The 24,414-nt window shown below is 67.9% G+C and carries 24 protein-coding genes and 2 pseudogenes; 9 read left to right on the plus strand and 17 right to left on the minus strand.

The window, feature by feature from the left end; all coding sequences use genetic code 11:
- Positions 1-197, minus strand: a pseudogene (locus J7E86_RS31370) (serine/threonine protein kinase); the annotation flags it as partial.
- A 189-nt stretch (positions 198-386) separates the two neighbouring features.
- Here J7E86_RS31370 and J7E86_RS24510 point away from each other — a divergent pair.
- On the plus strand, positions 387-1,253 hold the full coding sequence (locus J7E86_RS24510) for a hypothetical protein (protein ID WP_215084266.1): 867 nt from the start codon (positions 387-389) through the stop codon (positions 1,251-1,253).
- A 254-nt stretch (positions 1,254-1,507) separates the two neighbouring features.
- Here J7E86_RS24510 and J7E86_RS24515 read toward each other — a convergent pair whose 3' ends face one another.
- Positions 1,508-2,107 (minus strand): biotin transporter BioY, encoded by a 600-nt coding sequence (locus J7E86_RS24515; protein ID WP_215084268.1) that lies wholly within the window; start codon positions 2,105-2,107, stop codon positions 1,508-1,510.
- 296 nt (positions 2,108-2,403) lie between these two features.
- On the opposite strand from J7E86_RS24515, the gene J7E86_RS24520 reads away from it, so the two are divergent.
- The 5 genes from J7E86_RS24520 to J7E86_RS24540 all read left to right on the plus strand — a co-directional run bounded on the left by J7E86_RS24520 (position 2,404) and on the right by J7E86_RS24540 (position 7,165).
- On the plus strand, positions 2,404-3,798 hold the full coding sequence (locus J7E86_RS24520) for an amino acid permease (protein WP_215084270.1): 1,395 nt from the start codon (positions 2,404-2,406) through the stop codon (positions 3,796-3,798).
- Positions 3,799-3,959: 161 nt separating this feature from the next.
- Complete coding sequence (locus J7E86_RS24525; RefSeq protein WP_215084275.1) at positions 3,960-5,387, plus strand: amino acid permease; 1,428 nt, start codon at positions 3,960-3,962, stop codon at positions 5,385-5,387.
- A 176-nt stretch (positions 5,388-5,563) separates the two neighbouring features.
- Positions 5,564-6,202: a superoxide dismutase gene (locus tag J7E86_RS24530; RefSeq protein ID WP_215084277.1), complete on the plus strand. Its 639-nt coding sequence runs from the start codon at positions 5,564-5,566 to the stop codon at positions 6,200-6,202.
- A 211-nt stretch (positions 6,203-6,413) separates the two neighbouring features.
- Positions 6,414-6,833, plus strand: coding sequence for a hypothetical protein (locus J7E86_RS24535; protein WP_215084279.1), 420 nt, complete (start codon positions 6,414-6,416; stop codon positions 6,831-6,833).
- Positions 6,815-7,165 carry a transcriptional regulator gene (locus J7E86_RS24540; RefSeq protein WP_308312720.1) on the plus strand — a complete coding sequence of 117 codons (351 nt, stop codon included), beginning with the start codon at positions 6,815-6,817 and terminating at the stop codon, positions 7,163-7,165. Before J7E86_RS24535 ends, J7E86_RS24540 begins: the two co-directional genes overlap by 19 nt.
- A 124-nt stretch (positions 7,166-7,289) precedes the next feature.
- Here the strand turns inward: J7E86_RS24540 and J7E86_RS24545 are convergent, their stop codons facing one another.
- From J7E86_RS24545 to J7E86_RS24605, 13 genes are all read right to left on the minus strand, one after another.
- A complete protein-coding gene (locus tag J7E86_RS24545) occupies positions 7,290-7,478 on the minus strand; it encodes an LxmA leader domain family RiPP (protein ID WP_215084281.1) in 189 nt (62 codons plus the stop codon).
- 101 nt (positions 7,479-7,579) lie between these two features.
- Positions 7,580-7,777, minus strand: a complete 198-nt coding sequence (locus J7E86_RS24550; RefSeq protein WP_308312721.1) for an LxmA leader domain family RiPP — start codon at positions 7,775-7,777, stop codon at positions 7,580-7,582.
- Positions 7,778-7,908: 131 nt separating this feature from the next.
- The gene (locus J7E86_RS24555) at positions 7,909-8,247 is read right to left on the minus strand and encodes a helix-turn-helix domain-containing protein (RefSeq protein ID WP_215084285.1); all 339 of its coding nucleotides are present in this window, start codon (positions 8,245-8,247) and stop codon (positions 7,909-7,911) included.
- Positions 8,248-8,254: 7 nt separating this feature from the next.
- On the minus strand, positions 8,255-9,199 hold the full coding sequence (locus J7E86_RS24560) for a T3SS effector HopA1 family protein (RefSeq protein WP_215084287.1): 945 nt from the start codon (positions 9,197-9,199) through the stop codon (positions 8,255-8,257).
- Complete coding sequence (gene lxmK / locus J7E86_RS24565) at positions 9,196-10,311, minus strand: class V lanthionine synthetase subunit LxmK (RefSeq protein ID WP_215084289.1); 1,116 nt, start codon at positions 10,309-10,311, stop codon at positions 9,196-9,198. Before lxmK ends, J7E86_RS24560 begins: the two co-directional genes overlap by 4 nt.
- Before the next feature lie 28 nt (positions 10,312-10,339).
- Positions 10,340-11,302: an LLM class flavin-dependent oxidoreductase gene (locus J7E86_RS24570; protein ID WP_215084291.1), complete on the minus strand. Its 963-nt coding sequence runs from the start codon at positions 11,300-11,302 to the stop codon at positions 10,340-10,342.
- Positions 11,302-12,156, minus strand: coding sequence for an ABC transporter permease (locus J7E86_RS24575; RefSeq protein WP_215084293.1), 855 nt, complete (start codon positions 12,154-12,156; stop codon positions 11,302-11,304). The genes J7E86_RS24570 and J7E86_RS24575 overlap by 1 nt, the downstream gene beginning before the upstream one ends.
- On the minus strand, positions 12,153-13,010 hold the full coding sequence (locus J7E86_RS24580) for an ABC transporter ATP-binding protein (RefSeq protein ID WP_251019620.1): 858 nt from the start codon (positions 13,008-13,010) through the stop codon (positions 12,153-12,155). The genes J7E86_RS24575 and J7E86_RS24580 overlap by 4 nt, the downstream gene beginning before the upstream one ends.
- Positions 13,007-14,719: an ABC transporter ATP-binding protein gene (locus tag J7E86_RS24585; protein WP_215084294.1), complete on the minus strand. Its 1,713-nt coding sequence runs from the start codon at positions 14,717-14,719 to the stop codon at positions 13,007-13,009. Before J7E86_RS24585 ends, J7E86_RS24580 begins: the two co-directional genes overlap by 4 nt.
- Positions 14,720-14,842: 123 nt before the next feature.
- Entirely contained in the window at positions 14,843-15,760 is a 918-nt protein-coding gene (locus J7E86_RS24590; protein WP_215084296.1) for a hypothetical protein, read from the minus strand.
- On the minus strand, positions 15,757-16,359 hold the full coding sequence (locus tag J7E86_RS24595; RefSeq protein WP_215084298.1) for a flavoprotein: 603 nt from the start codon (positions 16,357-16,359) through the stop codon (positions 15,757-15,759). The genes J7E86_RS24590 and J7E86_RS24595 overlap by 4 nt, the downstream gene beginning before the upstream one ends.
- On the minus strand, positions 16,352-17,464 hold the full coding sequence (locus J7E86_RS24600; RefSeq protein ID WP_215084300.1) for a pitrilysin family protein: 1,113 nt from the start codon (positions 17,462-17,464) through the stop codon (positions 16,352-16,354). The genes J7E86_RS24595 and J7E86_RS24600 overlap by 8 nt, the downstream gene beginning before the upstream one ends.
- 170 nt (positions 17,465-17,634) lie before the next feature.
- Entirely contained in the window at positions 17,635-18,879 is a 1,245-nt protein-coding gene (locus tag J7E86_RS24605) for a pitrilysin family protein (RefSeq protein WP_215084302.1), read from the minus strand.
- A 353-nt stretch (positions 18,880-19,232) separates the two neighbouring features.
- On the opposite strand from J7E86_RS24605, the gene J7E86_RS24610 reads away from it, so the two are divergent.
- Positions 19,233-19,592, plus strand: coding sequence for a transposase (locus J7E86_RS24610; RefSeq protein WP_215084304.1), 360 nt, complete (start codon positions 19,233-19,235; stop codon positions 19,590-19,592).
- A 312-nt stretch (positions 19,593-19,904) separates the two neighbouring features.
- Here the strand turns inward: J7E86_RS24610 and J7E86_RS24615 are convergent, their stop codons facing one another.
- Both J7E86_RS24615 and J7E86_RS24620 read right to left on the minus strand, forming a co-directional pair.
- Positions 19,905-20,507: a hypothetical protein gene (locus J7E86_RS24615; protein ID WP_215084306.1), complete on the minus strand. Its 603-nt coding sequence runs from the start codon at positions 20,505-20,507 to the stop codon at positions 19,905-19,907.
- Between the two features lie 133 nt (positions 20,508-20,640).
- Positions 20,641-21,279 (minus strand): DsbA family protein, encoded by a 639-nt coding sequence (locus J7E86_RS24620; RefSeq protein WP_308312722.1) that lies wholly within the window; start codon positions 21,277-21,279, stop codon positions 20,641-20,643.
- Between the two features lie 106 nt (positions 21,280-21,385).
- Between J7E86_RS24620 and pepN the strand changes: the two genes are divergently transcribed.
- Together pepN and J7E86_RS24630 are read left to right on the plus strand one after the other, a co-directional pair.
- Positions 21,386-23,986 (plus strand): aminopeptidase N, encoded by a 2,601-nt coding sequence (gene pepN / locus J7E86_RS24625; RefSeq protein WP_215084308.1) that lies wholly within the window; start codon positions 21,386-21,388, stop codon positions 23,984-23,986.
- A gap of 153 nt (positions 23,987-24,139) precedes the next feature.
- Positions 24,140-24,414, plus strand: a pseudogene (locus tag J7E86_RS24630) (hypothetical protein); the annotation flags it as partial.

Genomic DNA, 24,414 nt, shown 5'->3' on the forward strand with positions numbered 1-24,414 from the left:
AGGCGGTCGCCCTCCTCGGCGACGTCGTAGACGCGGACGACGTTGGGGTGGTCGATCCGGGCGGTGGCGCGCGCCTCGCGCAGGCTGCGCTCGCGCTGGACCGCGCTCCCCTCGCCGACGAGACCGTCGATGCGTATCTCCTTGGCCGCCACCGGCCGGCCGAGAATCTCGTCGGTGGCGCGCCACACCCGCCCCATTCCCCCGCGTCCGATCAATTCCAGCAGCCGGTAGCGACCCACCACCAGTCGCCCCTGCATCTCTCCACCCGAATTCCCCACCAGGCCCGCCCCCATTGCGGAATTAGCCTTCCGCACCCTTCGGACATTGGAATCTTGTGGTACCTATTCAAATACCTCTGCAGGGAGTGGAGATAGGGGGGAGCGAAAATGTTCCGAAGTAATCAGCGAAGGCGTTCCGTGGTGCTCGCGGGGGTGTCGGTGGTGCTGTTGGTGCCGTTCGGCGCGTTCGCGGCCGAGCCGACGCCGGGCAGCGGCCAGGGCGGAAGTCCGGGGCCGAGCGCGCCGGCGGGGTACAAGGTCAGCACGGCGCTGCCCACGAAGATATCCGTGAACAAGAAGTCGGGGAACACGAGTCTGACCGCCACGGTGCGCAATGACGGGGCCAGGGATACGGGTGGGATCCGGCTGTCCGTCGTCGGCTTCAAGGGATTGCGGATCACCTCGGTCGAGGGGTGTTCCAGCCTGCCGGCCGGACAGCTGCCGCCGGGGTCCAACAGCGCGTTCGCGTGCACCATCGATAAACTCGCGGCGGGCGGGAGCCGCGCCTTTAAGGTAACGGGCAACTTCGACCTGAGGAATGTCGGGCAAATCTGCCTTCCCGTCACTTTGGGCGACACCAAGACGCTGCTGTGGCAGCAGGGACCCGTCCATTTCGGGACCACCGACACGAGCTCCGACGCGCCGGACACCCCGCTGCTGCTCGGCACCAAGAACGTGCCGTCCGGCGCGGCCACGTCTCCCGGTGCCGGGGGGACCTCCGCGCCTCCGGCCTCCGGCGGCGCGACGGGCGGCACGGGGGCCGCCACAGGTGCCGCCACCCCCGGCCGGAGCGCCGGCGGCGGTCCGGCGGCGTCGAGCACCGCGCCCACCACGCCGGGCAAGGAGGCCCCGAGCGAGCTGCCGCGCACCGGACCGTCCTCCTCCGTCGTCGGGACGGGTGCCCTGGCCGCCGCTCTGCTGGCGGCCGGCGCCGCGGGCATCTGGCTGACGACCCGTCGGCGCGGTCGGCATTAGGCCGTGTCCGGCGGATCATGTGAGCGGGCGCTGCGGGCCGTGTCGTGCGCACCACCGCTGCGCGGCGGTGTCCTCAATCGCCGGACGGGCTCGATGCGGCTGGGCTCGGCCCGAACCGGCCCGTCTGGGGGCACCTCCCAGCGGTAGCTGGGGGAGTTGGAGGACGCGCCCACAGGGCGCTCGCCGCCGCGGGCGGTAGAACGGGCCCGCACCCTGTCGCCAGGGGTGCGGGCCCGTACGGGATCGAGGCGGACTCAGCCGCGGCGGCCCAGCAGCTTCCACGCCGCCGGCAGCGCGCCCATCGCCAGGGCGGCCTTCAGGGCGTCACCGATGAGGAAGGGCGTCAGGCCCGCCGCGACCGCGTCGGTCAGGGAGATGTGGGCGTACAGCGCGAGGTACGGCACGCCGACCGCGTAGATGATCGCGGAGCCGAGGACCATCGTGCCCGCGGTGCGCAGGGCCGAGCGGTCGGTGCCGCGGCGGGCGAGGGCGCCGACGACGGTGGCGGCGAGCATCATGCCGAGGACGTAGCCGAAGGAGGCGAAGGCCGCGCCGGAGCGGGCCTCGGCGAACCATGGCACGCCGGCCATGCCGACCACGGCGTACAGCGCGAGCGAGAGGAAGCCGCGGCGGGCGCCGAGGGCGGTGCCGACCAGGAGCGCGGCGAAGGTCTGGCCGCTGACCGGGACCGGCGAGCCGGGGACCGGGACGGCTATCTGGGCGGTGAGACCGGTGAGGGCCGCGCCGCCGAGGATCAGGGCCGCGTCGCGGACGCGGGCGCGGCCGGCGGTCGAGGCGGGGAGCAGATCGGCGAGGACCGTACCGGTCCGGGTGACAGGGGCAGCGGTGGCCATCGGTACTCCGGGGGTGAACAAGGACAAGGACACCGCGACGTTAGCCGAGCGTGGCGGCGCGGGCACCGGGTGGCGATGACAAGCCGGACCGCCCGGCTTTGGAGAGTTCCGCCGCCGGAAGGACGCCGGGGCACGCCAGGTGGATGCCGATCGCGAACGTTCCCCGTTTACACGTGATGCTGGTCACGACGGAGCGGCGGAGCTTGGCGTCGGCCACCCGGCCGGGAGAGTCTGGGGCATTGCCGCAGTCTCCTTTGCTACTGCGACCCACCGCACGGATCCGAGAGTACGAACCCATGCACGACGCATCGACTGCCGCGGAGCCCCTCGCGGGCGAGCCGGAACCCCTGTCGGCCGGGCTCAAGCAGCGGCATCTGACGATGCTGGGGCTGGGCGGAGTGATCGGGGCCGGTCTGTTCGTCGGTTCCGGCGCCGGAATCGCCGTGGCCGGTCCCGGCATCATCGTGTCGTATCTGATCGCGGGCGCGCTCGCGATGCTGGTGATGCGGATGCTCGGGGAGATGTCGTCGGCGATGCCGGCGTCGGGTGCCTTCTCCGTGCACGCGGAGCGGGCCCTGGGCCGCTGGGCCGGGTTCACGGTGGGCTGGCTCTACTGGTTCCTGCTGGTGGTCGTGCTGGCCGTGGAGGCCACGGGCGCGGCGCAGATCGCGCACGGCTGGGTGCCCTCGGTGCCGCAGTGGGGCTGGGTGCTGATCTTCATGGTGGTCTTCACCTCGGCCAACCTCACGGCGGTGAAGAACTTCGGTGAGTTCGAGTTCTGGTTCGCGGCGCTCAAGGTCGGCGCGATCATCCTCTTCCTGGGCCTGAGCCTGCTGGCCGTCTTCGGCGTGCTGCCGGACACCAGCGCCGTGGGCCTGTCCAACCTCACCGGGCAGGGCGGCTTCCTGCCCAACGGCTGGAGCGGTGTGGTCTCCGGCGTCCTCGCCGTGGTCTTCGCCTTCGGCGGCCTGGAGGTCGTCACGATCGCGGCCGCGGAGTCCGACGACCCGGCGCGCGCGGTGGGCCGGGCGGTGCGCAGCGCCGTGTGGCGCATCCTCTTCTTCTACGTGGGCTCGATGCTGGTCATCGTGACCCTGCTGCCCTGGTCCTCCATGGAGCCGGGCAAGAGCCCGTACGTGGCGGTCCTGGACCACGTCGGCGTGCCGGGGTCCGGGCAGATCATGAACATCGTGGTGTTCGTGGCGCTGCTGTCCGCGCTGAACGCCAACCTCTACGGCTCGTCGCGGATGGTGTTCTCGCTGGCGGAGCGCGGCGAGGCGCCGCGTTCGCTGCTGAAGGTGTCCGGCGGCGGGGTGCCGCGCCGGGCGGTGCTGGCCTCGGTGGCCTTCGGTTTCGCCTCGGTGATACTCAATCTTGAGTGGCCGGATTCGATCTTCCGTTATTTGCTGAACGCCGTGGGTGCGGTATTGCTCTTCGTCTGGGGCCTGATCGCCGCCTCGCAGCTGCGGCTGCGGCCGCGCATCGAGCGCGAGATGCCGGAGCGCCTGACCCTGCGGATGTGGGCCTTCCCCTATCTGACCTGGGTCGCCCTGGCCGCGATGGCCGGCGTGCTGGTGCTCATGCTCACCGACGACGGGGCGCGTCCGCAGCTTCTGTGGTCGGCCGCGGCGACCGGCGCGGTGCTCGCGGTGGCGTGGCTGCGCGAGCTCCGGCTGCGTCGCGTCCGCTGACCGGACGCCGGAAACTCATCGTTTCTGGCGAGATGTCAGGTACGCACAGTAACCCCGCCGTCTGAATATCGGACAGCTGCGTCAGAAGTGTTGTCCTGAGCGAACATGACCCCCACACTGAGGCAACTTTTCCGCTCTCACCCCATGGGACACACACGATCATGACTCGGACACCTGCGACCTCCGCGCCCCCGCGCGACGAGGTCACCGGCCAGGCGCCGGGCGGCACGGATCTGTCGCACGGCCTCAAGCAGCGCCATCTGTCGATGATCGCCCTCGGTGGTGTGATCGGCGCCGGCCTCTTCGTCGGTTCGGGCGCGGGCATCGCCGCCGCGGGCCCGGCGATCGTCCTCGCGTACGCGGTATCCGGGCTGCTGGTGATGCTCGTGATGCGGATGCTGGGCGAGATGTCGGCGGCCAATCCCGCCTCGGGCACCTTCTCGGTCCACGCCGAGAAGGCGATAGGCCCCTGGGCCGGCTTCACCGCCGGCTGGATGTTCTGGGTGGAACTGTGCGTGGGCATCGCCGTGGAGGCGATCGGCGCGGCGGCCATCATGGTCTCGTGGTTCCCCTCGACGTCCTCCTGGATGTGGGTCCTCCTCTTCATGGCGGTCTTCTGCGCCACGAACCTGGCGGCGGTCGGCAACTTCGGTGAGTTCGAGTTCTGGTTCGCGACCCTGAAGGTCGCCGCGATCGGTGTCTTCCTGGTGCTGGGCGTGCTGGCGGTCCTGGGCATGCTGCCGGGCACCGCGGCGCCGGGCGGCGACAACCTCACCGGCCACGGCGGCTTCGTCCCCAACGGCCTCAACGGCCTGGCCGCCGGCCTGCTGGCCTCGGTCTTCGCCTACGGCGGCCTGGAGACGGTGACGATCGCGGCGGCCGAGTCGGAGCACCCGGTCAAGGGCGTCGCCCAGGCGGTCCGCACGGCGATGTGGCGCATCGCCCTCTTCTACGTCGGCTCGATGCTCGTCGTCGTCACCGTCATCCCGTGGAACGACAAGTCGGTGATCACCGACGGCCCCTATGTCGCGGTCCTGAAGTACCTCGACATCCCGGCCGCCGGGCAGATCATGAACGTCATCGTGCTGATCGCCCTGCTCTCCGCGATGAACGCGAACATCTACGGCGCCTCCCGCATGTCGCACTCCCTGGTCATGCGCGGCGAGGGTCCCCGCTTCCTGGCCCGCACCTACGGCGGCGTGCCGCGCCTGACCGTGCTGGCCTCCTCCGCCTTCGGCTTCTTCGCGGTGCTGCTGAGCTACTGGTGGCCGGACACCGTCTTCAAGTGGCTGCTGTACATGACCGGCGCCGCGATCCTGGTGGTGTGGGGCTTCATCGCCGTCACCCAGCTGCGGATGCGCCGCAGGCTGGAGCAGGAGGCCCCGGAGAAGCTGGTCGTGCGGATGTGGCTGTTCCCGGCCCTGACGTGGGTGGCGCTGGCCGCGATCGTCGGTGTGCTCGCGCTGATGCTGCGCGAGGAGGACACCCGGGTCCAGCTGTACTTCACCGCCGGGCTCACGGGCGCGCTCGCGCTCATCGGATACGTACGCCAGCGCATGGTCGCCACGAAGGGCAGCCTCACCAACTGACGTACCACCATCGAACCCCCCACAGAGGCGGGGTAGGTCCTGGACTCCAGGACCTACCCCGCCTCGGTCTTTGGTCCGAGACGCGTCAGATACGGGGGCCATGACGGCTTATCGGATGCTCTTGCTGGTAGCGTCTACTTGCAAGTTAATTGCAATAAGCAGTCGGAGGGCTCGGCATGGCCATCTACACACTTCCTGAACTCCCCTACGATTACGCCGCGCTGCAGCCGGTCATCGATGCGAAGATCATCGAGCTGCACCACGACAAGCACCACGCCGCGTACGTCAAGGGCGCCAACGACACGCTGGAGCAGCTCGCCGAGGCCCGTGACAAGGACCAGTGGGGCGCGATCAACGGCCTGGAGAAGAACCTGGCCTTCCACCTCTCCGGCCACATCCTGCACAGCATCTACTGGCAGAACATGACCGGTGACGGCGGCGGCGAGCCCCTGGACAAGGACGGCGTGGGCGAGCTCGCCGACGCCATCGCCGAGTCCTTCGGCTCCTTCGCCAAGTTCAAGGCGCAGCTGACCAAGGCGTCGGCCACCACGCAGGGCTCCGGCTGGGGCGTCCTCGCCTACGAGCCGGTCAGCGGCCGCCTGCTCGTCGAGCAGGTCTACGACCACCAGGGCAACGTCGGCCAGGGCTCGGTCCCGATCCTGGTCTTCGACGCCTGGGAGCACGCCTTCTACCTTCAGTACAAGAACCAGAAGGTGGACTTCATCGAGGCCATGTGGCAGGTCGTCAACTGGCAGGACGTGGCCAAGCGCTTCACGGCCGCCAAGGAGCGGGGCAACCTCCTGCTGGTCCCGTAACACCCCTCGAACGGCCTGCTCGTGATCGTCTTCTCACCCTTCACGCGGCGGGCACGAGGAAGGCCCCCGCGCGGTCGACTCGCGCGGGGGCCTTTCCCTATCCCGTTGCAGTTTGCCAGTAGCGGCCGACAAGACGCTCCCCACCGGACTCCCGGGCCGGCGAAGCTATGGGCACTTGACGACTATTCAAGTACTTGCCTAGCATTCAACTATGAACACCAGTGAAGCCCTCGACCTGATCGACCGTGCCCAGAAGCTCTCCCACAAGGACGAGTCGTCCTGGTCGGTCGTCGTCCCCGGAAGCCTCTACAGCGTCGCAGCGTTCAGCCTTGGTGGATCGCTGTTGCTCAGCGGGAGCAAGTGGATGGTCCCGTTGATCGTGGTCGCTTCCGTGGCGACCGCCGGCGTCGTCGCCACGGCCATACTCTTCGCCAAGCGAGGCGGGATCCTGGCGTTGCCGGGCGGCGGCTTGACGATGAATCAGCGCTGGGGCCTCATGTGGCTTTCCTTCGCGGTGATGGGAGTCGAGGTCGCGGCCGGTTTCACATTCGGACTCGGCTGGGCGGTCATGCTCGCCGGGATTCTCGGCTGGGTCTACCCGGGAGTGCGCGAGTGGCTGCGGAAGAAGTGACCGAGCACCAAGCGGTGCTGGTGGAGGCCTTCCTCCAGCCCACTCGGCTGAAGATCGTCGCATTGCTGTCGGGTTGCGCCTCGGCGCAGTTCCGCAGCGTCCGCGATCGCCTGGAGCTGTCCGACTCGCTGCTGTCGAAGCATGTGGCCGGACTGCGGAAGGAAGGTCTTGTCGCGGTGCACAAGAGCTTCGTGGGAGGCTTGCCGCACACTTGGCTGTCGTTGACGTGCACGGGGCGCACGGCATTCGCCGGACATGTGGCGGCCCTGCAGAAGATGGCCGCAGACGTGGTCTGGCCCGAGGACAAGCCTGCGACCGACAGTGCCCCATGAACGCCGTGAGGGGCACCCATCTTCTCCATGGGTGCCCCTCACGGGTTGAGCGCCTCTTCATGGAAGGGGCGGAGTGTTCACCTTCTCCGTGCACATCCGCCGTCTCCAAGGCCCGCTCAGTGGATCAGCAACCCCAGTGGGCGCTGGCCGACACGACAGCACCGGAGACCAGCGAGGCGGCCGGACCGCACCAGGCCGACGACGCTACCACCGACGCCAGCGGCGTGCTGGCCGGGGCGTCGGCGGTGCTGGCGGCGCCGAACTCGGCAGCGCTGGTGTAAGCGGTGTAGCCGGCGATGAGGTCGTTGGTCATGTTCCCTGCTCCTTCTCGGATGTGATGGCTGCCGGTTTCAGCAGCCGGGCGGCGGGCCCTGCGAGGTTCCGCCAGCGGTCGGGCGATGCCCCGGGATGCTGTCAGCAGCCCCAGGTCTTGGTGGCGCCGGCGCTGGTCAGGAAGCCGGAGACCGCACCGCTGACGACCACGGAGCACTCGGGCGACGAGGCGGTGACGATCGACGGCGTGGTGGCCGGGGCGTCGGCGCGGTGGGAGGCGCCGAAGACCTCAGCGGTGGTGTAGGCGGTGTAGCCGGAGATCAGCTTGTTGGTGTCCACGATGGAACTCCTTCTCTGCATTGCGGGTCGAAGTGGATCGGACCATCGGTCCTGCGGATCCGGTGGCCTCGGGGATATGTGTAACAGCGGCCGGTGCCAGTACAGAAAATCGTTACTTTGGCCCTTTGCCGTCACAGCTTTTCGCGAGCCGCGTCGGTGCTCTGTGACCGCAGCCTGAACAGCTCCAGGTAGATCTCCCCAAGAGCTATCTTCAGTTCGATGAGCTGGTGTTGTTCCTCGGCATCGTCCTCGGGTTTCTTTTGGACGACCTCGCCGCACAGCCCCATGTGTCCGGCTTCGATGAAGCGCCGTCGCCAGTTCCACACCGATTGTTCGGAGACGTGGGAACGCAGGGCCGCTTGTTGAACGCTTTCCTCTCCAGAAAGGACACTGAGGACGATTTTGACCTTCTCTTCGGTGGGAAGGGAGTGCGGCCGGCCCCTTCGATTGGAGTCGTATGGCGTGGCCACGGGCGGGTCAGAACATCGCGAGTTCGGTCAGCGGCGGCGAGGAGAGGTTCCGGGCCGGGCTGGTCGGGTCGATGCCGTTGTCGATGAACGCCTCGTAGACGGCTTCGTCCGGTGTGATCCCGTTGTCGCCAAGGGCTTGGCCCACCAGGGCCGCAGCGATGATGTTCATACGGTGCTGGCCGAAACTGAGGCGCTGCATGTGCGGGCGCGAGTCGTCCGGCTCCCACGCGGCCGAGATCCCGGGCGCGAGCCGGTGAGTGATCGGCGACACCTGCTCGGACAGTGCCAGTTCGGGAGCGAGATCTGCAATCGTCCGTGCGTACTGCCACGACTGTGGTGGCAGGTAGATCACGATCGCGTCACGCCGCGGGTAGGCGAGTGCGGCCGAGAGGACCTTCGCCCGATAGACCGCCTTCCGCTCCTCCAGGTGCGTCAACACGGTTTTCCAGGTGACGAGTGCTGAGTCGAGGTCCTCGCAGTGCAGGTAGAGACGCAGCAGCCCGGGGCTGACCTTGTTCTCCGCCGAGGACTCCACGAGGTAGAAACCCGTGGACAACGCCGGTCGGTGAGATGGGAAGGCCAGTTTGACCGTCTCCCCATCACGTTGGATGACCTTGTCCGCACTGACCCGAATGCGTACGCCGCCGAGGGTGACCACCTGGGTGTTGTGGACCGGCTCGGACGCGACGGTGGCGGTGACGATGGTCTCTTGGTGGGGGGTGTGGACCGCGATGAGTTCCTCGGCGGCGAAGTCACGCGCCCTGCGGGGCGCCAGATCACTGTCGCCCTTGGGCGTTCCGGCGTGAATGCGTGTGTACATCAACGCGCCGAGTTGGCCGGACAGTCCCGACGCGGTGTCTGCGGTGACCTCCTCCCCGTCCAGAGTGGCAATGAGAGAGTCGGCAGTGATGGTGATGCGCTTGGCTATCTCAGATACGGCGGCGGGGATCATGCGGCATCCAGTCCGAGGGTCGTGGTGAACTGCTCCGGGAACAGCAGGGCATTGCGTCCGATGCCCGCAGCGGCGCGGGAGGCGGCGGGGAGGCGCCCGGACTGGTCGGCGATGGCCAGCATGCGATCGAACATGTGCCATCCAGCCCAGCGCACCGAGCGCACCGCGAGTTCTTCGCCAGCCGCCGGGTTGGCTGTTGTGTAGCCCACCCAGAAGGCGGCGATGAGCGGTCTGAGCCGGTCGAGTTCGGCTGTGCCGTTCTCGACGATCTCCTGGTCGGTGGCCTGATATTCGGCCTGCTCGGAATGGTGCTTGCTGATCTGGCTGGGAATGTTATTGATGGCCTTGAACAGCCATTCACCGGCAAAGGCCCCGATGTCGCGGGCAGGGTCGGAGAGGCGGAACTCCTCCCAGTCGATCACGTACATCTCGTCCTGGGAATCGACCATGATCTGGTCGATCCGCAGGTCGGCGTGGACGGGCGAGCGGTATCGTCGGGCTTCGTCGGCCAGATCGGAGATGGCTTCGGCCACTGCGGTGTCGGAGTGCAGCAAGGCCCATGCCTCGATCGCTCCGGCCGACAGGTTCGCGTAGCCGGATCCCGGGATCGCCTTGAGGTCGTCCTTGGGCGGGAAGGGGCTGGCCCCTGAGTCGGCCTGATAAGGCTCGACGGGAATGGTATGGAGTTCGGCGAATGCTCGCCCGCAACGGGTCGCCAGCTCTTCGGTGAACTTCTCGTCGGCGGCGAGCTCGGATCCGGAGACGGTGTCGGCTAGGTGCTCGTGGACAACGATTCGGTGGTTGAGGTCGTAACCGAGTAGCTGCGGGGTGGCGAAGTGCTTCGGGGGTTGGGTCTGGATCAGGGCGGCGAAGGCGGCGAGGTGATGGATGCGCTTCTGTATGTCGCCGGACTCGCCGAGGATCTGCTTGACGAACACAGACCGCCCGCTGGTGGTGACACCGGCCCAGTTGTCGTTCCTACCTCGGTAGGAGGTCACCTCAGCGTCTTCGAGCCTGCCCAGTCCCAGCCCCTCCAGGAGCTGGTTGACCTGCGGATTCTTGTCCAAGCCGACCGGTTCGACGCGTATGCGCGTCATATCATTGTCCGACACGGTATCGGTCCTTTCTCGAGTATCTGGGCTAAAGAGCCTGGAGGGCTTCGACGATCCGCGTGACGTCGCGGATCGCGGCCGCGAAGCCGGACGTGACGAGGGTCCCGCCGGGGTTGATGATGATTTCGGAGATGCCGCACTCCCGGTGCCGGTCAAGCTGCTCGGCCACCGCGTCGGGGTTTCCGTGAACGAAGAGCCCGGCGTCCACGATTGCCTTGGCACCGGATTCGGGGTCGTCCGCGTGGGCGTCAATGCCGGCGCGGCGCAGCATGTCTGTGTAATGCGCCATCGACAAGTGCCCCGCTGCGACCTTCAGCGCCATTTCGGTGATATTGCGTCCCGGACCGTCCAGTACGGCGTGGACGACCGTGGCGACCCGTGGGGTCGGGCGCCCGGCCTTCGCGGCACCTTCCGCCAGGGCCGGGATGATCTGGTCGCGTACATACTCCGGTGGCGTCATCCAGGTGATGGCCACATCGATCGATCCAGCGATCCCGCGAGCCATGCCGGGACGCAGGACACCGGCGCCGAGGTGCACCGGCGGGTGGTCGAAGGGCTCGAGCCCGAACCCGAAGCGATAATGCTCGCCCTCGTGCACCACCGGTTCGTTGTCCAGCAGTCGTCGCGTCACGTCGAGGAACTCGCGCGTCGCGGCCACCGGTTTGGCGAACCGTTCGCCGCGGGCCCCCTCCTGGAAGCCCGTACCGCCCGGACCGAACCCCGCGACGTAGGAATGTCCGGTCATGGCAGCGACGCCGCGCGCCTGCACGGCTGCGTCGATCGGGTGCCGCAGCGGAAAGAGGCTGACGGCGGACCCGAGCGGCATGCGGACCCCGGCGCCGGCGAGATAGGAGAAGACCTGGTGCGTCTCCACCCTGAGGGACTGGCCGGTCCACAACCGACTGAGACCGAGGCGCTGTGCGGTCTGCGCGAACGGCAAAAGCTGTGCTGGACGCTCGACTTGGGTGGGATAGAGCAGGGATACGTCCATCAGAGGGCCCCTCGTTGGGTTGCGGCGTCCTGTCGGGCCGCCAGTTTTGATCCGGACTCCTTGCGGGCGACGCGCATCATGAGCCTGGGCGCCGCCCACGCGCCCAGAACGGCCCATGCGACCAGGACGAGTGCGACCAGGGGGCGCTGCCAGGAGTGCCCGCTCTCGACCGCGAGCATCTGGTCCGGCAGCAACGCCGAACGCATGCCCTGGGCCATCCACTTCACGGGGAAGACCTCGATGACGTACTGGAGGTCCTTGGGCAGAGCAGTGAACGGGGTGAAAATCCCGGACAGCATGATCACGGCGTAGACGGGGAGCTGGAGAAGCACCGCCGCGCGGGCCGAGGGCAACAAGGAGCCGAGCACGGCGCCGAGGGGAACGGTCGCGGCTATTCCCAGCACCAGCACCCAGGCCAACGTGAGCCAGCGCTCGGGGGTCTGCGGGAGCGGCGAGTCGAAGAACATACGGCCCGCCAGCAACATCAGGATGGCGGCGGCCACGGCTCGGGCGACGATATGGATGAAGCGCCCGAGGAGGTAGGCGGGCATCCCGTCAGGGGTCCCGCGAAGGCGCAGCAGGGTTCCGTCCTCCCGGTCCGTGCCGATCATGCCGGGGGTGGAGACGAGCGCCTCCATCGCGGCCGACATCGCCACCCCGCCGGTGATCATCAGCAGGGACAGCTCGACCCCGGTGCCGGCGACAGTCCCGGACCGCTGGGAGGCGAAAAACAGCAGAACGGCAGGGCCGGAGATCAGGCCGAACAGTTCCAGTTTGGAGAAGGCGGCGTTCTTGATCAGAAGCCATCCGCGGTTCCACCCGGTGGCGAGGATGCGTCGTAGCCGGTTGTTCACGTGGTCTCCTGCTCACGGACCAGGGCCAGATAGGTGTCCTCCAGGGTTGGGCGGATCACCTGGAGACCTGGTATCGGCCCGTCAAAGGTTCGGGTGAGCTCGTACACCAGCTTCTCGGGCTCGGCGGTGTTCTCCTCGCACCTCGTGCCGTCGGGAGCGGTCCAGCGAACGAGGGACTTCTCGGTCACCGCGTGGGTGAGTTCGTCGAGGGCGCCGCAGACGCGGATGCGTCCGGCGATCAGGATGGCGACGGTGTCGGCCAGCCGCTCGGCCTCGGCCATGTCGTGGGTGGTGAGCACCACCGACATCCCCGTGTTGTTACGCATGGTGGCGATCAGGTCGTGGAAGGTGCGGCGAGCCTGGGGGTCAAACCCGGCTGTCGGTTCGTCTAGGAACAGCAGCTCGGGGCGGCCGATGATGCCGAGCGCCACGTCGAGGCGTCGGCGCTGGCCCCCAGAGAGGGTTGCCAACCGCTGGCCCGCCTTCGCGGACAGGCCCACGAGGTCGAGCAGTTCATCGGCCGAGTAGGGGTTGGTGTAATAACGGGCGAAATGCCTGATCAGGTCAGCGACCTTCCAGGTGGCGTGATCGCGCCAGGATTGCTGGACGACGCCGATCCGGTTGCGCCAGACGCCATCGGCGTCGGCCGGGTCGGCGCCCAGGACACGGACCTCACCCGCCGACCTGTTGCGGAAACCTTCCAGGATTTCGATCGTGGTGGACTTACCGGCGCCGTTGGGGCCGAGTAGGCACATCACCTCCCCAGTGGTGACGGTGAGGTCTATGCCTTTGAGGACATCGGTGGTGCCGTAGCGCATCGTGATGCCACGAGCCTCGATGACGGATTCGGTCATGTGCGTTCCTGTGATTCGACCAGTTCGCGATAGGTGGAGCAGGTGTCCATCAGCTCGATGTGGGTTCCTGCGGCCGTGACGTCTCCGGAGCTCATGACGACGATGTGGTCGGCGTCCTGGACGGTGGACAGTCGATGGGCGACGACGATCACGGCCTTGCTCTTGGCGATGGCGGCGATGGCGTCGCGCAGCCGCACCTCGTTGACAGCGTCCAACTGCGAGGTGGGCTCGTCGAGCAGGACCACGGGAGCGTTGGACAAGTACATACGGGCCAGCGCCAGGCGCTGGCGCTGCCCGCCGGACAGGTCGTTCTCACGGCCGATGACCGTGTCCAGCCCATCGGGAAGCAGCCGTACGGCCTCCGCCAGGCCCACCTCGTCCAGGGCGGAGAGAATTTCGGCGTCGGTGGGTGGGGACTCGTGACCGAGTGTGAGGTTGTCACGGACTGCGCCCTCCAGCAGGGTGAACGCCTGGTCGGTGTAGGACAGGCTGTTGCGCAGCTCGGACAGTTCCCAAGCGGTCGTCGGCCTGCCCAGCACGCTGACCGTGCCGGACTCTGGCGTGTGGAAGCGCTCGATCAGGGCCAGAGCGGTGGTCTTGCCGGCGCCGGATGGGCCGACGATCGCGGTGAGTCCTGCACTCGGAACGCTGAAACTGGCGCCGGACAGGGCTGGTTGACCTGCCGTGTGGGAGAAATGGACGGCGTCGAAGCGCACTGCCGTCCCGTCGTCGACGGCCGGATCGTCGCTGGTGCGCGATGGTTCCTGGGCCATCGCCAGCAGCGAGTTGAAACGTCCCTTCGCAGCCATACCGGCTTGGAGCTGGTTGATCCCGGTTACGGCGAACGTGACGGGCGCGACGAGTTGCATCAGATAAAGCAGGAAGGCGGCGAAGGATGCCACCGACAGGTGTCCGTCGGAGATTCGGGCACCGCCGATGACGATCACTGATACCAGTGCGGCCTGCTGTCCCAGCCCCATGGTCGGCGCGAGAAGTGACTGGAGCTTGGCACCGGTGAACGCGTTGTCCCGGAGCACTGCGGCGGCACCCGACAGGCGCTTCCCTGTGCTCTTCTCCGCGCGGGAGGCCTTGATCGTGGTCAATGCGCCGAGCGTCGCGGTGAAGTCCTGTGCGAGATCACCGAGCTGGTTCTGTCGGGCGATCAGGTTTCGACGCACCCGCGTCAGGACAAAGCCGATGGCTATACCGGCGAGCACGAACACACCGATGGTGACGGCGGCGAGCAACCAGTCCAGGTAGATCATTACGCCGATCGTGGCCGCTACCGTGGTGGCGGCTATGGGAAGTTGAACAACTCCCACGTCCACGATCGAGCGCATCAGTATCGCGTCGGAGGTGACCCGCGCCACGAGCGTTCCCGGCCCTTCGGCTCGCACAGTAGCGAGCGGCATACGGAGCGCGTGGTTCATCACCTTGCCCCGCAGCTGCCAGATGAGCGTCTCCCCCATCCGCTCCAGGAGGTAGGAGGAGAAGGCCTGGGTGATCGCTGCACCCATCGCCGAGCCGCCCATCAGCAGCGCCGCGCTCACCAGACCGTCGTGAGTCTGCAGGGCGCTGATGAGCTTCTTGGCCGCCCACGGGACGCAGAGGGTTGCAGCGGTCGACAACACCGCGAGTACGAGGGCGGTGGCGAGCTTCCCTTTGTGGCCGCGTATGAGGTCGCGGCTGAACGACACGGTTTCGGGCATGCGTGAGGGTCCCCCCGGGACATTGTTGATCAACAGGCCGTGCGCACTGTAACGAGGCGCAGGCGATTTCCCATCGGGAAAAGAAACGCAGAAGTTTGAGCTATCCGACCGTGGATTGAGTGATCAGCGCTGTGCGGCCGCACCGAACGCGCAGCGACCTTCGGTGTCCACCAACTCGACAATAATTTTTGTGTAGTTTTGCAGGTCACGACTCCAGCCCAGGTAAGCGGCGAAGTCGTGAGCGTGGATGATCACCCGAAGTGTGGTGGCGATGCGGAGCAGGCGTTCGTCGATCCTGCCTTCGTAGGACGAGACGAACGCGTCGCGCAACTCACCCAGGTACACCGGGTCCTGGTCGTCGAGGGCAGCCGATTCATGGAGTTCGCCGAGGAGCCAGCCGAGGTCGAACTCGCGGTGCGATGCTGCCTCTTCCGAACCCGCCAGGAAACCGGCCTGCAGGAGGTTGTCAGCACTGGGGATGATGACGCCGGTCCCTGCCGCCCCATGGACGATGTAGGGCTGCTGGGGCCTGGCGAATTCCTCGCACCATGCACGTATTCGGCACCATCGCTCGTCACCGAGGCTGCGGCGCAGCAGCGTGTGCCACGCGGGCGCCGCGCGGGGGCCGTCCGAGGCGTCCATCCACCCGGTGAGCCGGTGGATACCGTGCGGGGCCCGCGTGGCCATGCCGTCGGGCACGGGGGCGTGGAAGGCGCTCAGGCACCCGGAGGCGTCGGCGAGAAGCCCGGCGGCGTCAGCCGGCTTCTCACCGGCGATGAGCATGGCCGCCAGTGATCGCGGGCCCGGACCTCGGTAGGCCAGCGCGACACTGCCGTCGGTTGCGGTCTCCACCCACGGCAGGACGAAACGTACGCCACGGCGGCTTGCCTGTCCTGCCGCGCGGCTGAACGCGTCGGTAGGGGCCACCATGGGAAGCGGCCGATCCGTCCCTGCACGGTGGGTCCATCGGTAGGCGTTGGCGGTGCGGGTGATGACGGTGGACAAATAGCCTGTCTCGAACCGTTCGGTCCAGTCAGTCATGATCGTTCCATCTCGAGTCGCAGGCGGACCTTCTCCAGCATCGCCACCACGGTCTGGATTTGCGCCGGGGTCTCGGGCCCGAGTCGCCCGGTGGTAGCCGATATTCCCTTGGTGCCAGGTACGACGGTGATGTTCGGTCGGTCCTTCAACAACTGCAGGTGTCGGCGGTGTGCGGGTGATTCAGCGCCGCCACCGGGGAGCGCGGGAGCGATGGCGATGGGCGCACCAGTGCACTGCAGGGCGAGCATGGCAGGGCTGTCGGCGAGGCCGACCGCCAAGCGGGAGATGAACGAGAAAGTAGCCGGGTGCACGATGACCGAGTCCGCCCACTCCGCCAGCTCGACGTGAATGGCCGTGCTCGGGCTTTCCGGCCACACGTCCCGGATGACTTCGGTCCTGCCCATCATTGTGAGGGCCGACAGGCCGGTGAAGTTGGTTGTCGAAGGGGTGATGACCACCTTCAGATCCACGTCCGGGTAGTTCTCACGGATCCAGTGCAGCCACATGGGGGTGAACATCGCCGACAGCGAGCCGGTGGCAACATAGAGCAGTCGCCTGCCGCCGAAAACCGGTGGCGCGAACTGGGGGACTTCAAACACTTCGTCCCTCCCTGACGGCTTCGGTGTTGCCGACGACGACGCCGGTGAACCTGTCGGGGTCATAGAACTCCGCCGCGGCCGCCCGCACGTCAGCAGTGCTGACATTGTCGAGTTTTTCCACCAACTCGGCTGTCCCCTCGGGTTGATCACCGTAGGTTAGCGACGTGCTGAGCATGCTGGTGATGCCGATCTGAGAGGACATGGCGATCAATGCGGTGCCGGTCATGAAACGGCGTGCACGATCCACCTCCTCACCAGTCACCGGCTGGGCGGCCATCTGCCGCAGGTAGGACAGGATCCGGTGGGTGGTGTGCGCGGCCTGCTGCGGAGCGGTGTCGGCCTCGATGAGAATCATCGGTCTGTCGAGGTGATCGCCGAGCATGGCCTGGACCCGGTAGGCCAGCCCTTCCCTCTCCCGCAGGCCCAGCGTGAGGCGAGATGAGAAGTAGCCTCCGAAGACGGCATTGGCAAGGGAGACGTGCAGGTGGCGGTCGTCGGCGCGGTCGATGCCGGATGCGGCCAGCCGGATGTGCGTCTGACTCCACTGGGATCGTTCGACGGCCGTGACCGTCCCGATCGTCGGGGGCGGGCAGGTGGGGCCGCGGTCGAGGTTGGTGGCCGGCAGTGGGTCGAAGTAGCGGCGGCACAGCGCCATGGTGGTCTGCGGGTCGTGTTCGCCGACCACGACCAGGAAGGCCCCCTTGGCTCCGATCGTGGCCCTGTGGTGCTCCGCTAGGTCTGCGGCGCTGACGGCGGCGGCCTGCTCGGGGCGTGCCACCGGTTCCATGGCGGCGGGCAGGCGACCATACAGATGCGTCAGAAGAGCCACGGCCGAATCGGTGTGCGGTTGGGCGGCCTGCATGGGAATGCGGCTGGTGATGGTGCGGACTGCCCATGCCGCATCATCGAGGCCGATCCCAGGCGCGACGACGGCTTCCGCGAGGCACTCCAGGACACGAGCGAGGTGGCGGGAGGGCGTGTTGATCGCGATGGTGAACCATTTCGCCACGCGGTGCACGCTCACCCCGGCTCCCGTGGGGACCAGACGGGCGGAGAGGCTCTTGTCCAGGGCCGCAGCCAGCACCTCGCTGCGCGCGTGATCCACGGAGTCGACGGGGCTGTGCGGGATGCTCAAGCAGATGTTGGCAGTGTGGGTGATGGCGTACTGGGCGGCCGTGATCTGAAGGCCCCCGGGTGTGTCGGCTGAGGCGATCGGGGGGAGAGCGACTTCGGGTATCGCGGTCTGTGGTGGGAGGAGGGTCACGGGTCGGCCTTTCATGAGCAGGTCAGGTGCACAGCAGCCGTGGGTTGTTCGGCCATCCTTCGCGCGGCGTCGGCGACGGCCCGGGAATCGACACGGGCGAGGCAACCGGCCAACGCGGCCATGATGCGAGGGTCACCGAAGAGCAGCTCTCCGCAGCCGGCGGAACTCGCTCTTGACAGAAGAGAGTCCATGGACCGGTACAGCGCCGAGCCGGCGCGATCCACGGCGACCTCGACCGATTGGTGGTCGACGTCGCCGTCCGCCACACGGGTCAGAGTGGACTCGATCGTCGCGGCGGTCTCGTCGCGCCGGTCCTCGTCATGGGTTGCGACGATCAGGGCGGTGTCGGGTCCGGCGCATTTGAGGGGGCCGAACAGGCCGCACCCGGAAGAGACGTCCTCGATGCGGTTCTTCAGCAGTCCGCTGTGACCGTCGGTGAGAAGGGTGGACAGGACCATATGAGCGGCGTAGTCGGTTAGTTCTGTCTGTGCCTTCGGCAGCCGGTAGCCGAAGGCGGTGGCCGCCTTCGGCGCCAACCGGTCCTCGCGAGCGATGACGCACGGTTGCATCGGGGGCGGTTCGGTCAGGTCCTGTGGCGCTGCGGTGGCGCGGTAGGGGATGTCGCCGAAGTACCGCTGGACCGCATCCTCGGCCTGCGACGGGTCGATGCTGCCGCACAACGAGATCACAGCGTTCGCGGGTGTGTAGTAACGGTCGAAAAAGTCGGCACAGTCGGCCACCGTGGAGGCGGCCATGTCGTCCAGGTCGCCATACCCGTTGTGGGAGTTCGACCACTTCGAGTAAAGGGCCTTCGGGAGCACAGTCCAGGGGAATCCACCGTAGGGCCGGTTCAGGACGTTGGAGCGGATTTCCTCCTTGACGACGTCGATCTGAGTCCGCAGCTTGGTATCGGTGATTTCCAACGACCGCATGCGGTCCGCTTCCATGAAAAGGATGCGGTCCAGAGCGGATGCGGGAATGATCTGGTGGTATTCGGTGTGGTCTTGGTAGGTGTTTCCGTTCACCGTGCCGCCAGCCGCCTGAACAAGCGAGAAGTGGCCCTCCGGAGGGACGTGGGCGCTGCCCTGGAACATCATGTGCTCAAACAAATGGGCGAATCCGGACCGCCCTTCCGGCTCGTTGCGGAATCCCACGCCATATTGCACAACCACGGCCAGGACTGGCGGTCCTGGCACTTCCTGAATGACGAGCCGTATCCCATTCGCGAGGGTGCTCGTGTACGTCGGCAGTTCCATGCGCGGCACCATAGACCCACAAACCTTCACAAAGAATCGAGTTAGTTTCCCATCCCGGTAGGGCGGTTTGTAATAATAAAAGAGATATGTCGGTTTGCACGGAAGCCATGATCTGGATCAAGCTGAGAGTCGCTCTCGACTGACCATCCAGATGCGCTTTCGATTGACCAGCCGTGGGGGAAACATGAGACGGATGACTGACCGTGGGGGAAATATGCGACGGACAGAGTCGCCTTGCTGCAGGAACGCCGCCAGAGCAGACCGACACCAGCTGCCACACCTGCCGGACGCCTCTTCATGCAGCTCCAGACGCCGCCGCCTGAAGGGACCAGTCAGCAACAAGGTGAGTTGAGATGCCCAGGCCGCCTGCCATTCCAACAGAAGAAAAGATCAAGCTTGTTTCGGAGCTGCTGTCCGGACAGATCACAATCTGCCGGGCGGCGCAACGCGCCGGAGTATCGGAGCAGGCGATACGGAACTGGAGAAAGCAGTTCGTCGACGGTGGTACACGGAACCTGCGTGGTGAGCCCGCATGCGGACACACCGTGAACGAGGAATCCCTTCTCGCTGAAATCGCCGACCTGAAGGCCGCGATAGGCGAGCTCTACTTGCAGCTGAAGGCCCACCGGAATCGGGCGAGGCAAGGGCCGACATTCCGACGCATCAACGGGATAAGCGAAGCGGAACCTGTCCAGAGGATCAGGACTGGCTAGCGCATACTGCTCGCAGGCGCGGCACCGCGGGTGACTGACACCTGGTTCAGCCAACAAGTATCGGCGGACCCGCCCGGCCGTGAGAGTTCGACCCGGCAATCGTGCCGCCCGCAAGATGCCGACCGAGCGGCTCGGTGAAGTCGAGGTAGTCGTGATGCCGGACGCGGATTCACCCGCCCGGCTATCGTCCGTCATGATTTCACAGCACACCAGTCCGTTGGTGCGGACGTGGCGCCACGTCCTTCATGGCTCAAGATCGGCTTTGCAAGTGAAAGCCGGTTCTGGCTCGTCAACCGTCGACTCGGAGTCCTCTCAGACGTGCCCGAACGCCTCACCCGTTACTGTGAATTCACGGGCAAGTCCCGTCTCGTGGAGCCGGGCGAAGGCTGCGAACGGAGTCCAATTCCTTTGCACGGCAAAGCGGTAATCGGCGGCCGTGCCGCCGTCCGCGTCCACCCGGACCGTGCCCGTCAGCCGGTAATCGATCCCGCGCAGGGCCAGCCACCAGTCGCGGCTCCCCCGCCGGGCGAGCGGCACGCCGCGCCAGCCGCTGTCGGCGGGGTAGGCGGCCGGGGTGCGCGGTCCGGGGCGCCAGCGTGCGAGCGCCTCGGCCCGCCAGCGGTCCAGCTGCTCCTCGGCGGCCGACCGTACGGCCGGAAGGGCGAGCAGCTCGGCGGCGTCCACGCGGTAGGGCGTGCCGGTGCCGCGGAGGTAGTGCCGCAGGGTGCCGGCTGCCTGCGGCAGGCGGAGCGCGGAGCACAAGGGGGGCAGGGTGCGGCAGGCGGCACGGAGCAGTAGGTCGTACGGGCGTACGGGCAGCTCGGCGTGGCGGGGGCCGGAGCCCTTGCCGGGCAGGTCCATGTCCGCTCGGCCGCCGTCGCGGCCGAGCGGACAGGAGACATCGGTGCTGCCCATAGGGGGACACTAAGGGAGCTTGGGCCGGGGCGCGCGTTCAGACGGCATGCACCCCACCCCGCCCCTTCCCGAAACCGGGGCTCCGCCCCTGGACCCCGGTGTCCTCAAACGCCGGACGGGCTGGGGTGGCCCATCAGTCGAAGATCGGCCCCACCGTGCGCGTGCGCTTGATCTCGTAGAAGCCCGGCGTCGACGCCACCAGCAGCGTGCCGTCCCACAGTCTCGCCGCCGCCTCGCCCTTCGGCGCGGGCGTGACGAGCGGGCCGAAGAAGGCGATCTGCTCGCCGTCCGCGCCCGGTACCGCGATGACCGGCGTGCCGACGTCCTCGCCGACCTTGTCGATGCCCTCCTGGTGGGAGGCGCGCAGCTCCGCGTCGAAGGCGTCGGAGTGCGCGGCGTCCGCCAGCTCCGCCGGGAGTCCGGCCTCCTCCAGCGCGGCGACGATCGTGTCGTGGTCGCGCGGCAGGCCCTGGTCGTGGAAGCGGGTGCCGAGCGCGGTGTAGAGCGGGCCGAGGACGTCCGGGCCGTGCTTGAGCGCGGCGGCGACGCACACCCGCACCGGGCCCCACGCCGTGGTCCGCAGCATCTCGCGGTAGTCCTCGGGGACCTGGTCCAGCTTGTTCTCGTTCAGGACGGCCAGGCTCATGACGTGCCAGTTCACCTCGACCGGACGGACCTTCTCGACCTCCAGCATCCAGCGGGAGGTCATCCAGGCCCAGGGGCACAGCGGGTCGAACCAGAAGTCTGCGACGGTCTTCTCGGGTGCGCTCACGCGAATCTCCTCATACGAGCTGGTCACTGGACGATTCAACAGCGACACCCCGTGCCATGATTCCTGATGTGTCCGAGATACGAGACAAAGCCGAGGGAGCCGCTTCGTGCCCGGTGAGAACCTGACCCGTGAGGAGGCCCGCGGACGGGCCCGGCTGCTGGCCGTGGACGCCTACGACGTGGCGCTCGACCTGCGGTCCGCGGTCGGAGCGGGCCCCGCGCCCCGTACGTTCCGGTCGGTGACCACGATCCGCTTCCGCTGTGCCGAGCCCGGGAGCGCGACGTTCGCGGACCTGGTGGCGCCGTCGGTGACCTCCGTCACCCTGAACGGCGAGGAGCTGGACCCGAAGGCCGTCTTCGACGGGTCGCGGATCGCGCTCGACGCGCCGGCCGCCGAGAACGTCCTGGTCGTGGACGCCCAGTGCGCGTACAGCCGCACCGGCGAGGGCCTGCACCGCTTCGTCGATCCGGAGGACGGCGAGGTCTACCTCTACACCCAGTACGAGCCCGCCGACGCGCGCCGCGTCTTCGCGAACTTCGAGCAGCCGGATCTGAAGGCGCCCTTCACCTTCACGGTGACCGCGCCCGCCGGCTGGACGGTGCTCAGCAACGGCGAGCGGGCCGGGGAGCCCGAGCCGGCCGACGCCGACGGCACCACCTGGCGTTTCGTGCCGACCGAGCCGATCTCCACGTACATCACGGCCGTCGTCGCCGGCCCGTACCACGTGGTGCGCGACCACTACAGCCGCACGCTCGACGACGGCACCGTGCTGGACATCCCCCTGGGCGCGCTGTGCCGCAAGGGCCTGGCCCGGCACTTCGACGCCGACGACATCTTCACCGTCACCAAGCAGGGCCTGGACTTCTTCCACGACCACTTCGACTACCCGTACCCCTTCGGGAAGTACGACCAGGCGTTCGTGCCGGAGTACAACATCGGCGCGATGGAGAACCCCGGATGCGTCACCTTCCGCGAGGAGTTCGTCTTCCGGGGCAAGGTGACGCAGTCGTCGTACGAGCGGCGGGCCAACGTCATCCTGCACGAGATGGCGCACATGTGGTTCGGCGACCTGGTGACCATGGAGTGGTGGGACGACCTGTGGCTCAAGGAGTCGTTCGCCGACTTCATGGGCGCGTTCTCCCTCGTCGAGGCGACCCGCTTCGAGAACGGCTGGATCACCTTCGCCAACCAGCGCAAGTCCTGGGCCTACCGCGCCGACCAGCTGCCCTCCACCCACCCGGTCACCGCCGACATCCGTGACCTGGAGGACGCCAAGCTCAACTTCGACGGCATCACCTACGCCAAGGGCGCCTCGGTCCTCAAGCAGCTCGTCGCCTACGTGGGCCGGGACGCCTTCCTCGAAGGCGTCCGGCGCTACTTCAAGCGCCACGCCTACGGCAACACCCGTCTGACCGACCTGCTGTCGGTGCTGGAGGAGACCTCCGGCCGCGACATGACCGCCTGGTCGCGGGCCTGGCTCCAGACGGCCGGCGTCAACTCCCTGACTCCGCTGGCGACCTACGGCGCCACCGACCGGATCACGGAGCTGGCGATCGTCCAGGAGGCGGCCGCCTCGCACCCCGAGCTGCGCCCGCACCGGGTGGCCGTGGGCCTCTACCGCCGTGACGACGAGGGCGCGCTGGTGCGCTACGCCCGCGCCGAGGTCGACGTCGCCGGGCCGCGCACGGTCGTCACCGAGCTCGTGGGAGCGGAGCGGCCCGAGCTGATCCTGGTCAACGACGAGGACCTCACGTACTGCAAGATCCGCTTCGACGAGGGTTCGCTGGCCACCCTGCGCAAGCACCTCGGCGACCTCACCGACCCGCTCGCCCGGGCCCTGTGCTGGTCCGCGCTGTGGAACCTCACCCGTGACGGGCTGATGCCCGCCCGCGACTTCCTGGACCTGGTCGAGCGGTTCGCGGGGAACGAGACCGAGATCGGTGTCCTGCAGATGGTGCAGACATGGGCGCGGACCGCCCTGGTGCACTACGCGGCCCCGCGGTGGCGGACCCGGGGCGGCCGGTCCCTGGCCGACCGCGCGCTGCGCGAGCTGCGGCAGGCCGAGCCGGGCAGCGGCCACCAGCTGGCGTGGGTGCGCTTCTTCGCCCAGCTCGCCGGCACCGAGTCCGACCTGCAGCTGCTGCGCGGGCTGCTGGACGGCTCCGGGAAGATCGACGGGCTGGAGGTCGACCAGGAGCTGCGCTGGGCGTTCCTGGGGACACTGGCCGCGCGCGGCGCGGCCGACGAGTCCGCGATCACCGCCGAGCTGGGCCGGGACAACACCGCCTCCGGCAAGCGCCACCAGGTGCGCTGCCTGGCCTCGCGGCCGTCCGCCGACGTCAAGGTGGAGGCGTGGGAGGCGGTCGTGGAGTCCGACACCCTCTCCAACGCCCTGGCCGAGGCCACCATCGCGGGCTTCGACCAGCCGGGCCAGCGCGAGCTGCTGGCCCCGTACGCGCGGCGCTACTTCGAGGTGATCGAGCGCGTGTGGCGGGAGCGGTCCATCGAGATCGGCATGGCCGTGGTCCGGGGGCTGTTCCCGATGCTCCAGGACGGTCCGCGGACGCTGGAGGCGACGGACGAGTGGCTGGCCGGGCACCCGGACGCGGCCCCCGCGCTGCGGCGGCTGGTGCTGGAGTCGCGCGACGACCTGGCGCGGGCGCTGCGGGCGCAGGCGTGCGACGTGGCGGCGCACGGCGAGGGCTGAAAGCTCGCGGCCGGTGGAGTGCGCCTGCTCCACCGGCCGCGCCGAACCTTTTCGGCACTCGAACGCCCGTACTTTAGGACAGAGTTGTCCGGGTTTGCCTACGGGCCTGTAACAGGGGTTAGTGGGCGGGCGGCAGGCGGGAATGGCCGGGGCATGAACCCCGACACTCCCCTCCCTCCGCTGTCCCCGCGCCCCTTGCACCACCTCTCCGATGCCCGGCACCGCGTCCTGACGTCCCGTCAACTGCGCGAGCACGGTGTGCCGGGGGCGGCCGCGGCCGAGCGCTGCCGGCCCGGCGGCCCGTGGCAACAGCTCCTGCCCGGCGTCTTCCTGCTGCGCACCGGCCCGGCCACGAGCGAGGAGCGGCTGCACGCCGCGCTGCTGTACACCGTGCCGCGCACCCAGGGCCCGCCCGCCCAGGCCGGGCC

It is taken from the genome of Streptomyces sp. ISL-11, from assembly GCF_018614525.1.
GTDB lineage: Bacteria > Actinomycetota > Actinomycetes > Streptomycetales > Streptomycetaceae > Streptomyces.